Source organism: Paraburkholderia sp. J69-1, from assembly GCF_905220255.1.
Lineage (GTDB): Bacteria > Pseudomonadota > Gammaproteobacteria > Burkholderiales > Burkholderiaceae > Paraburkholderia.
In genome coordinates this window covers 35,886-50,032 of the sequence record NZ_CAJMZG010000015.1, presented here as the reverse complement: position 1 = coordinate 50,032, position 14,147 = coordinate 35,886, and the positions used below count along the sequence as shown (strand labels likewise).

Here is a 14,147-nt window from a genome sequence, read left to right as displayed (position 1 = left end):
CTCTTTCGAGCAAGTGTATAGCGTTGATGAGATAGATTACCCTCCAATAGGAAGACGTAAAGCACGCTGCGAGCGAGTCGCACGCTATCGTCCTCCGTCGTCGGAACCGGGTGTCAAGTCGTTTTTGTAAGAGCTTCGACTAGCTCTACTCCCACGCATCTGTCTATAAATTTCGGGCGTAAACACGTGGCCTAGACCGTAGTAACACGACGGATTGTGCCGCTAACTCACGAATTTCGAAGCCGTACAATCAGGGCGATCAACAGAGCCTGATGGTAACTTCTCGATGACAAACGTGGATTTCATCGAGTCACTTCTTCTTTCCAAATCTAGTTTCGGCATTTGAGGCTATCTACCAATGAAACCGGAGAACCGATGAGTTGGTACGTACCAATGCCTTCTGCGCAAGGACTTCGTTACTAATCTTCCGTGGCCCGCATGGTTTGTCCTTCTGCTGAATTCAGTTGATAAATCCCAACGGAGTGGGAATATCCGCCGACGACCATTGGCTACATTCGTCCATTCCGAACCAGTGAGCTTGGGTATTTCATTTGGCCACAGATTGGTACGTACCAATCTGTGGCCAAATGGCGCCCCGGCAACTCACAGCGTTGATCACGGCGTTATCCCAGAGCACACGGCTGGGTAAATCTCAAAAATCTTAAGAAGACATCCCCAAGCGATTGATGCTCCTGAAAATTCACTCTTAAGGCACCAGTCGCCAGATTGACTAGCCTGTAATGTGCGCGTGGCCCAGATCTAGTCAACGGCTGTCAAAATCAACGCAGGCGAACTCAGTCGTGCACACCTAAAATGAGAAGTCACGGCAAAGCGTGGACAAACCAAACTCGTTCGAATGCGAGCGCTGTAGTGCACTTCTCGTCACTTTCTTAGGACGGGAGAAGCCAAGGACTCTCGCTACGGCTCACACACGCTTGGGCGCTCGCGTGCCGGCTTCTTGGTACGTACCAATCAGAAGACGCGGCAATACGATACTCAATCCCGCAAGCAGAGCCATATAAAATCTCAGCAACTGAGCATGTGAGTAGATGTTGGGAAACGGAGCCCCACATGAATGTTGGTACGTACCAACTTACCGTTCCGGAGAACGCGGCGACCGCCTGAGCGTTCGGCGGATGTAGTAATTCACCAAGGGGTCTTATGTATGCGCCCCATCAACGCTCCCGGCGTGGACATCTTTCTCCAGCCCACGGCAACATTGCCTCCTCTGCCTAGACACGTAAATCAGCCTCACTTGTAGGGCGGAATCGGGCACGCTCCGTTTTTCGTCGGACAAAAAGACAAGAACTTAGGTCGTCTTTATCAATCGCTTCAGCTCCCACGTGAAATGGGTGCTGCTCGAACTTGGTACGTACCAATGTGCAGCAGTTTGATGCCTTCGCTTTTCGTATCGATTGCTGATTTCGCGTCGATTGCGGTTGACCTAAGCCCCGGCATCCAGCGTGACAGCGCATTTGCCTTCACTACCGATATCCCGCCGCAGCGGATCGTAGTGGCGGAGCAGCTGATGCCATAGTGAAAAGAAACAAGAACATCAAGTAGTTGGTATGTACCAACCACGCCGATCTGATCCTCCACGGATTCTGCCCGTTCCCAGCGCTTTTCCCGCTGACCTCTGTTCAAGAGTCTCGCGCGCATCACTGACCGTGAACGTGAGGGATCTAACTAAGGAACAATCCCGCACCGCCCCTCAGTCCTCTACTCAGATGTTCGAACCTGCATATATCGGTTTAGCTTGGGTCAACACCCCCGTACGAAACTGCGTGGCACACACCAAGTCCGCGCCTGAAATTCAAAGAGCGAAGCACGAACTACCTCCACCTTTGAGGGGGTATATCTGTCAAAAATTAGATTTAAATTTTAGATTTTTTATCGTAATTTCACTTAATTCTTGAATTACGTTCGATCACCGTTTAAAGTCCCCTTGGAACGCGCCAGCGACTTGGTACGTACCAAGGAATAGTTGTGCCGAACGCTGTTCCGACGGAAATCCCGAACAAACAAGGATGACTATGGGCGACGCCCCGAATATGAAGCGCACGCAAATTATCTTGGTCACCAACCAGAAGGGCGGCAGCGGCAAGACCACAACCGCTGGGAATCTTGCGGCCGGGCTGAACAAGCTCGGGAAGAAAGTGATCCTCGTCGACTGCGACCCCCAAAACAGTGTTGTGCTTTGGTTTCAGAACGGAAACGGCGAAATCCCATTCCCCTACACCGATCTGTCTGGCGCAAAGCAAAACCTCGCGTCGGAGATCAAAAAGCTGACTGGCACGTACGAATACATAGTGATCGATGGTCGGCCGAGCCTCGAGGGAGATATCGAGGCTCTAATTGTTATGTCCGACTTGGTCATCCTTCCGCTCAGGCCATCGCTTGCCGATTTCCAGGCGATGCGGCCGACAGTTGGATCAATCCAAGAAGTGCAGAAGAAGGTCAACCCTGATCTTCGGTTTGGTTTGCTTTTGAATCAGGTGCTTGGGGAATCTCGCGTACTGACCAAGTCTTGTATCGAGGCGATCGAGCATTTCGACTTTCCTCGCTGTTCGACTCTCATCGCATTCCGCGAAATATATGCGCAGGCATACGCCCAAGGAGTGACCGTCTTCGAGTGCAAAGGGAAAACGGCCCGCGACGCATCGCAAGAGGTCTTAGGTATGACTCAAGACGTTTTATCGTTCTTGCACTGAGGAACATTCAATGAAGAAGCCGAATTCCTTCACCAGCAAATTCACTCAAGCTCTGCCGGCATCGCGATCAGAGCTGAATTCGCAGCTTGTTTCCGCTGATCGGAGGTTTTCGATTGCGGCGGGCATGCTTGACAACGAACCCGACGGGCAAGATAAGTCCGCCGAAACGGATCGTGCCGACGGTCTGTTCGACAAGTCAAAGCTCAACGACGAACTTTCGGAGCAATACCGCAACTGGTGCGTCCAGCATCGGTATTTGCCGGGTCAAACGCTCCTTGCGCCAGTCAGCTCACTGAAGACTACAGCGTTCAATCCCAGACATTTCTACAACGAAAACAAGATCACTGAACTGTCCCAGAGCATTCTGGAGAACGGCCAACAGCAGGCCATTCACGTTGTCCCGGACTACGAGAATCCGGGTACCTATTTCGTTGCTGATGGGGGAAGTCGAACACGGGCGCTGCAAAAGGCACGCATCCGGGACGCACTCATCACTGTGGTGGACCTCGAAATCGGTATCCAGAGCTACAAGCTTGGGTACGAGTTGAACAGTCAGCGTGCATCCCAAACGCCGTTTGACAATGCGGTAGTGTGGAGCAGGATGCTCGAGGGCAAGCAGTTTCTTACGCAAGCCAACTTGGCTGAGGCACTACGGATAGACGCGGAAAAGGTCTCGCAGACGCTAGCGTTACGCCGGCTCCCTGACGGCCTTCTTCAGGAGATGGTCGTCGCACCAGAGCGATTTGGCACACGCATGGCCTATGAGATTGTGCGTTTTTACGAGAAAACATCGAAAGACGACGACGCTACATTGAAGCTTATCCGCCGGGTTGTCGACGGTGAGCTGCGCGTTCGGGATGTACAGGCAATCGTGAACCATGCACGAGAGAGTCGCGTCGATGGGAAGAAAGCTCGGCAAAGTGCGGTCCAACGTTTCCGCTTTAAGGACCATGCTGGCCAATCGCTTGGTGAGTTGAAAACTTACGGCGAAAACCGGATTGACCTGAAGCTTGTGAATCTTCCTGAAGAAATTCGAGACCGGCTTGAGCGTGCCATTCGGGAGGTTTTACAACCATTCAGCGGTAAGCCAGGCACAGCGACTGAATAATTTCCACTAACGGCAAAGATAGGCCTATGACTGTAGCAAACTTCACGAGGTGCGCTGATGCACGTGGCGACCGCAACACACGCTTCGCCGCGTTGATTCTCGGCCTTGTCGCCACGTGTAGTTCCGCGATGGTCACGGTTTTAGCCGGGGCAGAGCGGGGCGGTAGCGCACTTGAAAAGGGCGCTTGGGTTGCTATCGGTATCACGCTTCTCTTAGGCGCGCACTTTATGCCGTCGCTTGCCCGCCGACGCCAAACGCATATCCGCTTGGGGGCTGGCGTGCTTTGGCTCTGTTGTCTGCTCGCTACCGGCTACACCCATGCGACGTTCTACGTTAACGCGCAACGAGACGCCGGGCTGGAACGCTCACATCGAATTCAGCTTGCCCCAATGCCTCACATAGAGGATGTAGGAAGGACGCCAAACGAGATCGCGACGGAACGCGCGAAGGTGGAAACTGATCTGGCAAGCGCACGGCTTGCGAAGTGTACGAACGATTGCCGCTGGCTGACGCTGCGGCAAAACAGTCTTTCCTCAAAGTTGGCTGCGTTGAACATTGAATTCGACGAAGTCCGGCGCCGAGAGCAGATCATCGACGGGCAGCTTGCGGAACGGCGTGAGGTGCTGGCAAAGAGAGACGCTGCCGAGGCCGATCCGGTTTCGATCAGACTTGCGCGTTTAATTCATGCTAACGACAGCGACGTAAGCTTTACCTTCGCCATTAGCCTTGGATTACTACTTGAAGTCGTCGCAAGTGTGAGCTGGGTTCTCGCCTGCCACGGCAATTCGCTTCGCTCCGACGACGAGCGTAGCGAAGTGCATAACCGCAAAGAAGCCGAGCTCTCCGTTCGCGAGATGCCGCAAGCGGTATGTACCACTCAGTATCCGAGCAAGGAGGCGGCTGTTCATTGGAGCGATACGTGGCCAACCGCGGCGAACGCACCTATAACCGCAGTCGCGCCTGCACTTGAGTTTGCTGCACGAAAAAACGAAAAACTAACTCGAATGACTGTCGACCTCCAGGTCGACCTGTCCGTGACGAAACGTGCGCAAGAGACCAACCTGAAATCGAAAGTTCAGCCTCTTAGCGATGAAGAAATGCTTGAAGAACTCGTGCGAGCGATTCGGAATGGCGATACTCGCTCCTCGCTTAACGCAATTAAGCGTCATACAGGGTACGGTGACGCTCGAGCGATGGCGCTTCGCAGCAGGCTAGTAGTGCACCATCCCGAGTTGTTTCACGAACCGCTTATGGCCAGCATTTCTTGATCGGAATACGCGCCACGTCATTCAAGGTGGGGAACGAAAGCGAGGACGTGGCAGACGTCACGAACCCGCTCAAGGGGACAGGAATTCACTGAAGCGACCCAAGTCATCACGGACCAGCCGCAGCAGGAATTCCCTTACTTTAGAGAGGGGAGACTATCAAGCATCGTTCGGAAGCTCTGCCGACAAACGCCCCTTAGCAGCATCCCACTCAGATAGTGACCTTGGTCTTGGTCATAATGAACTTGAGCAGATCGCTGTCGGTAGAGGCGCCCCATGTATCGTCGGCCACCCATGTGAAAAAGGCAGTTGACGCGAGTTTTTTCATTTTGTGCTCGTCAGCGATCCGCAAGTCAATGTTGTTTTGCTGATCGTTGTAACGCTTGACAAGCGCGCCTCGCTCCGCAGTGTCCAACTCAGCGAAATAGCCTTTGCTTTCAGCAATGCGGTCCGCGATGAAGAGCGCCCTGAGGTCCGTCGGCGACGCCACAGCACCGCCCGGCGCTGGCAGTTGCGACTTCCTCTCCTGAGTCGATTCCTCATTGATCGTCCACCCCATCTTCACTGTATTGCGGAAATAGGCAGACACGTTTTCTAGCGGCGGCAGCTGTTTATTGGCCAAGCGCTTTTCAACATACTGCACTGCTCCCGAAACCTGTTCGGCGCCATGACGTGCAATAAGTCGTCGCCCTTCGGATAAGGGCACACCTAACGTCGTCACTGAAGAAAGAACGTCGAGTTCCGGTGCTGCCACAACGTCTTGACGCTCTTTTTTCTTAATAATGAACTGAAGCGAGGATACTGCGCGTCCACCCTCCTTAAGTTCCACGAGTTCGAAGACGTGGTCTGCGTTGCGATTGATGTCGTCGAGAGCCTTCTTAAGAACTGTGCGTTTGAACTCCTTGTAGACGGCATACGAGCCTTTACGCCAATTCATTCCCACGATCAGATCTCGCCACACATCCACAGAAAGGACGGGGGTTTGCCCCAGACCTTCGTATCTCAGAACGTTCTGATAAAGCGGCGCCGAAAAGGCGTGGCTGAGCCGCTTCATGATCCGGAAGTCCACCAAGGCCCAAATCTCCGGTGTTACAAACAATTCTCGGAGATTCTCTGCGTAGTGGTAGCTGAGCAAACCGCCTCTGCTAATCTTGGCGGCCGCGAGCAAGGCGCTGGCGTTCCACTCTCCCTTCTTGAGACCGACCAAGTAATCCCAATTGACGCCAAACGTTGTCAGGTCGTTGAGGATGCCCTTGAAATACGCCGTGTTGTTCGAACTCTCAAGACCGATCTTCTCCGAGAGCTCGGACACTTGGATGGTGTACCAAACGCGCTGGGGATCCGCCTTATGCTGATCCATCGCATGCTTCAGCAATGCATCAAAGACGCGGTATTGGTTAAGCGTCATTGGCCCGTCCTTGGGCGCCATGTGCACCGCCGATACCGCCTTCTTATATGTATCGGGCAGTTCAACGTCTGGAAATAGACCAAACTGATCAGTCCCAGAAACCTCTCGAGTTGTTTTTCGTCTGCTAGTCGCCACGGTCTTCCCTCGCATGTTAGTGCGATTCTACCGAAAGGTGGAAATAAGGTCACATATTTTCCACCGTTCAGGTTAAGGGAACCGCTCAGCGGGTGCCATGTACGCAACGACTGTGAGCGTGTTCAATCGTGCTGACCTGCGAAGTCGATCAGCCACTCGGACTTGTGCCAAACCGAGACCATAATCATCCACCTTTGGCGTATCGCAAAACATACACACATGTCCACCAACAAACGACGCTCCGTCCCAATTCCATACACCTTTCTGTTCACAATCAATCCGAGGTTCGAATGCGGTGGAGAGCTGCGCTGCTGCAAACAACATGTTGGATTCGACAAATCCTTGAAAAATATGAATTTTTTTAAGAAGTGAGTGCTCACATAAGCGAGTCTAACTCACCAAATCCTTCCACCATTCCTCGCAGACATCGCACTCGCGACCTCCCGCTAATACATCAATCCCAAATCTTTACACCTGATGCAGCCGAACGATGAGTGGATCCGCAATCTGTCATCCTGCGTTGCCAACATATAAAGCGCTGACACAAGTGTTTGATTTATATACATTTTAATGTGAGTGAGCATTCACATACATTGAATGTATATCCCAAATCTCTACACCTCAGGAAACGAAAGTCGATCGCTCTGGCGCACTATTCACGCTGAACCCAAAACCTTCCACCTTTCGATACCTGGCGCCTCAGTCACTACAGTTCGCATCCGACTCCAATCCGGATCACGCCTCGCATGCAGGTGGCTCACGGCCATGAAATACTGGGCAACGGGGGTGAGAAGGGCCATCACGTGGTCACTTACGATCGGGTAAACCCTTTAAAGGCACAATCCCCTATAAAAACGCGTCCATCCCTGTCGCGAAAGTACCTTGTATATCCCAAATCCATCCACCAACAGCAAAATCCACTTCCGCTGGACGTCATCCCAAAACTATCCACCTCTCTCGCTATCTCAAGAAGTGCAGCGGAACCCAAAATCATCCACCTCTAAGGGCCGACAGTAGGGCCCAAAATCATCCACCTTAAGCACTGTTTGAGCACACCCCAAAAATATCCACCTTTTGCTATGTAGCAAGTCACCAAAACTATCCACCGCCATCCCATATCAACCCACCGAACATCCCAAAACGATCCACCAAGCGCCCATATCCTTCCACTTCTGACCCCAAAATGATCCACCAAATCCCCCAAGGCCTTACACCATTGGCGACGTAAACCCATATCGCGAAACGATTTTTCCGCGCCTAAAGGTTTTAAAGAAGTAAAGTGTTTACAAGTAAACACGTAAACGAACGTGCGTATCTCACCAAAAACATCCACCTTAGAACCGACCAGCAAGCTCAAGTGCCGATATCCACTGCATTCCAGGCCATTTGCAGAGCAGGACAGCGTGTTAAATAGGGAAGACGCTGCCTAGCAAACCAAACGCGAAACCTGCCGTCATCTAGGCGCGCTGCAACACGAAGCGGCTCCGGTGACAAACACAACAGCGAACGATGTCAAGCGACATAAAGAATCCGCGCGGTACGACATCGGTATATCGCCCGCTGGCGACGTAATGGATGTAGTTGACCACCGCGTTAATCGCAGCTACATTGACGGACTCGATCAGACCGGATCTGCGCCTCCCGTCAGTCAATAGCTCTCTAACCGGATGGTTACAAGGTGACCGTGGTACAGCATCCGGTCCAGGACGGTGGTGTCAAATTCGGGGTCTCCAAACACGTTGCCCCATTCACATATCTAGCAGTTTCTGGTCACGAGCCGACTGCCTTTCTCAAAGTACCGGGACACAATCTGGAAGAGCCGGTAAGCAACGTTCTGTCCAAACGACAAGTAACCTAGCTGATCGCTGATCAACCGTTTACTTGCTCTAATGCTGCAGCCGCTCTTCGAGCCAACCCCCAGCATGCGCCTTGGCCAGCGCGCCGACCAAATGCGTCCTTGAGACGAACATCGTGGAATTTCCACGGATGACGGCTTCCCGACCCAGTTCCATTCCACAACGCGTCTTCCCAGTGTCATCCCCACCGATGAACACGACGTTCTATGCGCTCGCGAGAAACGACACTTCGCTGAGTTCCCACGCAGACGCTTCGTCAGCGAACGCTTGGCTAAAGTCAAACCATCAGGTCACGGTGAGCCGGTGAGCACGCAGCGGTCACCTGATAAGCGATCGAGCGTACGTGCGGCTCGGCGGCCTCAGCCATCAGCAACGGCTTTCTGAAGCGTCTTGGCTCGGATTCAGTATGACGTGACTGCGCGAGGAACTCCGGCGGGTTGCTCGCCATGCTGTACAGCTTAGGCGTCTGAGCTGAGCAGTGACGTCGTTAGACATGACGATCCTCCAGTGGGTTGGTACGTGCTGTCTCGTACCGGCTCACTTTGGCTGCCCCGTCTTCCTTGAGCTGCAGTTTCGTCATGGAAAGGCTGACACTCTCGACGGGCGGCTTCAGCCGGCTTCACCCGGTGATGAGCGTGTATTCACAGCTCCAGTCGAACTGGAAGGCTTCGCCGGGTTCGGAGGCGAGTGGCACGCAGGCCTTTTTGCGTGGCGCTTCTGCCTGCTCCTCATGCCAGCGCCTCATGAACGCGCTGACGCGGCCGCCGCTGCCTGCGTAGCCCTCGCTGGGGAGATTTCGGCACAACGGCATCGGACTGCCGCAGCCAGCTGCGTACTGTCTTTCCTGTTCTGCGTGAACATCAACACCCTTCTGGGAGTCTTTGCCGATTCTCGACTGGCAAGTGGGCGGCGACAAATTAACCTGGCCGACCGGCCATGCTACTTGACGCTCTCTAGGCAAGGATATCTCGGCTCTCGTCGCCCCTAGATGACCTCCGGTAGACACGATCCTCGGCAGAGCTTGGCAATCTATTGATCCTTTTTAGAACGCCTCGCCGATTCACGATTGTCCGAAAAAAGCTCGTTTCGGCAGATTGCGAATTTAAAATTCGCATAAAAACATCGGGTTACGGAGAAAAGTCAGACCGAAGATAGCAAACTCACCCAGAAAAACGCGCAAAATACGCCCCTTGGAGGGTATAGAGATAGCGAAAATCGCTGAGCTCGCCCCGGCATTCGGAGCGAACACAACGATTAGTCTTTTTAACATGAGGGTATGGACTTCCCTCTTACCTCGTCTTCCGACCTCCTCAAGCGCCTCGAAGCAGAGACCGGTCTGCTCACGCGCATTCAAAGCTCTTCCGAAGCGCGAGCGGACGTATTCGCAAGCTATTGGCAACCCCTGATCACCGCCGTCGCGGACTATGTGCAGGGATGCCCGCTTGAGCAGGTCTGCTTCTCCGAGCCTGGCGGCCTTTTGCGCTACGCGTTGATGTCGGCCTATTACGCGCTGCAGATATCGAACCAGCAGTTTTTCACTGGTAAGCACGGCGCTGAAGAGCGCAGAGTGTTGGTCCCCCAATACCGCTTCGCCGTGTTCTTTGCAACGCTCGCCGGAATACCCGCGACGATGCACGCCAGAGTCATTATCAAAGCCGGAGCCAAGACGTGGACGCCGTTTCATTCCGCGCCGGCGCTCAAGGACTGGGTAACGGCAGTCGGTGCCAACCAATTCAGCGTGGAGTGGCGGCTAGCTGAGCTCAAGATCTCGCAGCCGAACGCCATCGTATGGTCAGCCGACATTGTTGGTATCGGCACATGGCAAAACCTCCGGGAAGAGGTGGCGATGCTCGCGCACGAAGCCATCTATCAGGTCGACTCGAAGGCCGGTGAGTCGCCCGTAACCAGTTGCGTCCGGCTCGCATACCGTACGGCACGGGAGTTCGAGACTCGGGCAATGACCGGACAATACCTTAAGAAGGATTTGCCCGAAGGCGTCACACCCGAAGCCATCGCACAGTTCGGCGCGGGTCTTAACACCGCGGCGAAGGATAGTGCTTCGCCGCCCAGTCCGGTCCCTTCCGGCGTAGCGGCACACCCTCCGACACCCGCTCTTCCCGATGCCGTCGAGGTGACGGCCCCGCCCGAAGTCAACATTCCACCGAGTGAGGCGCAGGGATCTGTGCCAAAAGCCGCAGCCCCGGCGGTAGCCCAATACCCCGACATCATCCTCGACATCTTCAAGGCGATTCGCGCGTTGCCCAACTACGAAGAAGTGAAGAAGCTCTGTAATGAGACCGAGTCTGGAATTGCCGTGCCTGTGACGATCTTTGCGAAGCATGGCATGCCTTCTGCGAAGGTCTTTGAGCTCCTCGAGCAAAACAAACTTATCGTCCAGATGTCACCCACGCGCAAGAGCCTGGTACTCCCAAAGAGTGTTCGAAGTCTCCTCCTGGGATGAGGCCTCGGATCGCCCTGAATGAATCTCGACGTTTGAACGAGATTACGAGGACCGTCCCGCGAGGCTCGGTCCACATGTCCAAAAAAACTGACCGACTCCGAAACTATTTCTGATGAAAACATATCACGACATGTTTCGCCCGGCGTATGAGATCCCAGCTGCGGCCTTGTGGATCTGCGGGGGAACCGTCCTAGTACTGAGCTGGGCGTTAGGTGCTGTCCCGCTTGAATGGGCAGCCTTTGGCCTCGCTTGCTTTATCGCTGCCGGCAAGCGCTGGCTGCAGGCAACTGACCTGTTTCGCTTCAGGCTTTCGCTCAGCGGCTACCGGATCGAAGAGATCTCGGTCGACGAGCTGATGGCGCGCTCGAAGGAAATGGCGAATGGCAAGAAGCTCTATATCGGCAATGGATTTGTTTGGGACCAGGAGCAGGCTGAAATCAGCAAGCACCTGTTGCGACGAGGGCGAGCGAATATTCCACCGCTCCCCAACTGGCTGCCGAAGTCCATCGTAGAAAAGATGAAACCCGCAGGCTGGAAACCTGTTGATGATAGCGGCATCGGGGTGCCGTGGATTCATGGTATCGAGCCAAACGAGCATCCGATCGGCGCTGGCCTTGAAACCCTGACGGGCCATACCCTCGTGACGGGGACCACGCGTGCGGGCAAGACAAAGTTCTACGAAATGTTGCTCACACAACTTGTTCACATGCGAAAGACGACAATCTTTATTGACCCGAAAGGTGATAAGGATATCGAGAATCGTTTGCGCAATGAATGCGCTCGAACAGGGCGCAGGTTCTACTATTTCCACCCAGCGCACCCGTCTCGTTCAATTCGATTAAGCATCCTGGCGAACTGGAACAACGTCTCAGACCTTGCCTCCCGAATCTCTGAGCAAGTAGACGCCACGGGTACTTTTCAGGCGTTCGCATGGAAAACGCTGTACGGCATTATCCGAGGTGAACTTATGGACGGGCGCAGCCCGACCATCCGATCGATCAAGCGCTGGGCACAGGTTGGTGTCGAGGATCTGCTTGAGTCAATCCTTCGCAAGTGGTTCCACGAGCATGCAGGGCCGACGTGGGAACAAGACGCTCAGGCTCACATGGACAAACGCGATCCGAATCCCATGCTTGCCTGGATCTCGTTCTACTCAAGAACCTGTCAGGAAAAAGAAATCCCGTTTGATGAAACTATCGATGCGCTGTGCGCGATGGTCAAGCACTCGAAGGAACACTACTCGAAGATGATTCAGGTGCTCGAGCCGCTCCTCGAAATGCTTGGCGCGGAAGAGGTAGGGCGAATGCTCTCTCCTGATCCGACCGATGTCTTCGACGAGCGTCCTATCATGGATACGCGAAAGATCATTGCAGAAAACGCGGTTCTCTATGTTGGCCTGGACTCTCTCTCGAACACGACGATTGGTTCGGCCATTGGATCGATCATTCTCGCGGACCTCGCTTCCGTCTGCGGCGCGATCTACAACTTCGAAGGTAAGAATGACGTGCATCTCTTCGTCGATGAGGCTGCCGAAGCCCTCAACGCGCAACTGATCCAGATCCTCAACAAGGGCGGCGGTGCCGGCATGCAATGCTATATCGCCACTCAGACAATCTCGGACTTCATTGCGCGAATGGGCAGCAAGGACAAGGCGATGCAGGTGCTCGGGAATCTGAACAACGTCATCACGCTGCGCCTAAAGGACTACGAAACAGCAAAGTGGGTCGCTCAGTCCTTCGGCCAAACTGGCTTCCGGGACGAATCCAGGTCCGTCAACTCTGGTCGAAGTAGTACGAGTCATCCGACTGAATTTTCAGGATCAGGGTCAAGGAGTGTGAGTGTCAAGGACATCGCTCTCGTATCGGAGGATCTTCTTACGAGACTTCCACCAATGAATTATTTCGCTTTCATCGGCGGGAGTTGGCTCTACAAAGGCCGTGTTCCCATCATCAAAAACCGATGAGCAGGGGAGAGGAAAAAGATTTAGATATGAGTGAAATCACCGAACTGATGGTAGCGCCCGTCCCGATGTCGAAGGTTGCCCGGGATAGCATGCTGTTCCCTAAGGCACGCGACATCTGGCTAGATCACGCTCTGCTCGAGACTGCGTCGGATAGCCTCGCCGCGCATCTAAGTACCGCATTGCCCGGCCGGGATGGCCCGCTTCTGCGCGACTGCCTGATCGACGCGGTTGCCGCGTATCGCGCGAGAGAAGATCAAGACGAATTCGAAGCGTTTGTGGAATATCTCGTTGCGCTTCTCGAGCGTGCTACTGACGTATTTGATCTCAGGGTCGAAGCCCGCGTTGCGAACGGGATCGTGTGTTGGGATCCGCTAAAGGAACCCGTGCATGCCTTCGTTAGCCGAAACAGGGTGTCGGAGATCACTGTGACGCGTAAGTCCCCCGAGGAGGAGATGGAGAACGACCGCGACGAGTCCGTCATGCTCCTTAGCGCGCGGCTCATGCCCGAGTCCATCGCGCGTCAGCTCGTGCGCCGTGTAATCGGTCGCACGAAGCAGAAGGGGCGCTAGGATGGCAAAGATCAGGGAGAACCCGTTTGGCGCGAAGGTGTACTTCTGGTGGATCCTCGCGCCGATTTTTGCGCTGCTTTTCTGCCCGCTTCTCATGCCGGTCGACAGCTTCAAGATCGCACAGTCAGAGATCGACTTCGTTGGCGGTTTCAGGTCTGACCTGGACACCCTTAACGACCACGCTGCGACTGCGTTCAACACGTCGTTCGTAGACACAGGCCTTGTTAGTTGGACTGTTAGCGACTACCAGAGAGCCGAAGACTCAGGTTATCAGGGCTATGCCTGGGTTGGTTCGATGATGGATGCTTATATGCGGCGCGTATGGCTTTTCGTGTATCGCGTCATCTGGCGGTGGATTGCCCTGTGGCCTCTATACCTGATCGGGCTCGTGGGGATCTTCATTCCTTGTGTGGCGGACGGCATCGTTGTCCGTTCCATCAAGCGAAGTGAATTCGGCCTTTACAACCCCATCGGTTTCACGATCAGCGGCTCGGCAGCCGCGGTGTTTATCGGCTGGTTGATGTTTATCCCATTTGTACCGTGGCCGCTTGGTCACTGGATCGTGTCGGGTTTGTTCGTCGGGTTGGGTGTCATGACCTGGTTGACGGTGGGAAATTTCCAGAGCCGTAGCTAGTCAATTCGTTCGTCCCTACCGTGTTGGCCGCACTGCG

The 14,147-nt window shown here is 54.2% G+C and carries 12 protein-coding genes; 8 read left to right on the top strand and 4 right to left on the bottom strand.

Going from position 1 to position 14,147, the window contains the following annotated elements; translation table 11 throughout:
- Positions 1 to 1,332: 1,332 nt before the first annotated feature.
- Positions 1,333 to 1,599 carry a hypothetical protein gene (locus U5A67_RS25455; protein WP_321816689.1) on the bottom strand — a complete coding sequence of 89 codons (267 nt, stop codon included), beginning with the start codon at positions 1,597 to 1,599 and terminating at the stop codon, positions 1,333 to 1,335.
- 434 nt (positions 1,600 to 2,033) lie between these two features.
- Here U5A67_RS25455 and U5A67_RS25450 point away from each other — a divergent pair, with 434 nt between their 5' ends.
- From U5A67_RS25450 to U5A67_RS25440, 3 genes are read left to right on the top strand one after another with little or no spacing between them, the layout of a single operon-like run.
- Positions 2,034 to 2,711: a ParA family protein gene (locus tag U5A67_RS25450; protein ID WP_321959751.1), complete on the top strand. Its 678-nt coding sequence runs from the start codon at positions 2,034 to 2,036 to the stop codon at positions 2,709 to 2,711.
- 10 nt (positions 2,712 to 2,721) lie between these two features.
- Positions 2,722 to 3,819, top strand: coding sequence for a ParB/RepB/Spo0J family partition protein (locus U5A67_RS25445; RefSeq protein ID WP_321816691.1), 1,098 nt, complete (start codon positions 2,722 to 2,724; stop codon positions 3,817 to 3,819).
- Positions 3,820 to 3,845: 26 nt separating this feature from the next.
- On the top strand, positions 3,846 to 5,087 hold the full coding sequence (locus U5A67_RS25440; protein ID WP_321816692.1) for a hypothetical protein: 1,242 nt from the start codon (positions 3,846 to 3,848) through the stop codon (positions 5,085 to 5,087).
- Positions 5,088 to 5,295: 208 nt separating this feature from the next.
- On the opposite strand, the gene U5A67_RS25435 is transcribed toward U5A67_RS25440, so the two are convergent.
- The 3 genes from U5A67_RS25435 to U5A67_RS40750 all read right to left on the bottom strand — a co-directional run bounded on the left by U5A67_RS25435 (position 5,296) and on the right by U5A67_RS40750 (position 8,639).
- Positions 5,296 to 6,513 (bottom strand): RepB family plasmid replication initiator protein, encoded by a 1,218-nt coding sequence (locus U5A67_RS25435; RefSeq protein WP_415767936.1) that lies wholly within the window; start codon positions 6,511 to 6,513, stop codon positions 5,296 to 5,298.
- Between the two features lie 1,762 nt (positions 6,514 to 8,275).
- Positions 8,276 to 8,365, bottom strand: a complete 90-nt coding sequence (locus U5A67_RS40755) for a hypothetical protein (protein ID WP_415767935.1) — start codon at positions 8,363 to 8,365, stop codon at positions 8,276 to 8,278.
- 148 nt (positions 8,366 to 8,513) lie between these two features.
- Complete coding sequence (locus tag U5A67_RS40750) at positions 8,514 to 8,639, bottom strand: hypothetical protein (protein ID WP_415767934.1); 126 nt, start codon at positions 8,637 to 8,639, stop codon at positions 8,514 to 8,516.
- Between the two features lie 422 nt (positions 8,640 to 9,061).
- On the opposite strand from U5A67_RS40750, the gene U5A67_RS25430 reads away from it, so the two are divergent.
- The 5 genes from U5A67_RS25430 to U5A67_RS25410 all read left to right on the top strand — a co-directional run bounded on the left by U5A67_RS25430 (position 9,062) and on the right by U5A67_RS25410 (position 14,110).
- A complete protein-coding gene (locus U5A67_RS25430; protein WP_321816694.1) occupies positions 9,062 to 9,262 on the top strand; it encodes a hypothetical protein in 201 nt (66 codons plus the stop codon).
- Positions 9,263 to 9,759: 497 nt separating this feature from the next.
- On the top strand, positions 9,760 to 10,944 hold the full coding sequence (locus U5A67_RS25425; RefSeq protein ID WP_321816695.1) for a TraI domain-containing protein: 1,185 nt from the start codon (positions 9,760 to 9,762) through the stop codon (positions 10,942 to 10,944).
- Positions 10,945 to 11,056: 112 nt separating this feature from the next.
- Positions 11,057 to 12,907 (top strand): conjugative transfer system coupling protein TraD, encoded by a 1,851-nt coding sequence (gene traD / locus U5A67_RS25420; RefSeq protein ID WP_321816696.1) that lies wholly within the window; start codon positions 11,057 to 11,059, stop codon positions 12,905 to 12,907.
- A gap of 26 nt (positions 12,908 to 12,933) precedes the next feature.
- Entirely contained in the window at positions 12,934 to 13,476 is a 543-nt protein-coding gene (locus tag U5A67_RS25415) for a hypothetical protein (protein WP_321816697.1), read from the top strand.
- A gap of 1 nt (position 13,477) precedes the next feature.
- On the top strand, positions 13,478 to 14,110 hold the full coding sequence (locus tag U5A67_RS25410) for a DUF4400 domain-containing protein (protein WP_321816698.1): 633 nt from the start codon (positions 13,478 to 13,480) through the stop codon (positions 14,108 to 14,110).
- The last annotated feature ends 37 nt before the right edge of the window (positions 14,111 to 14,147 follow it).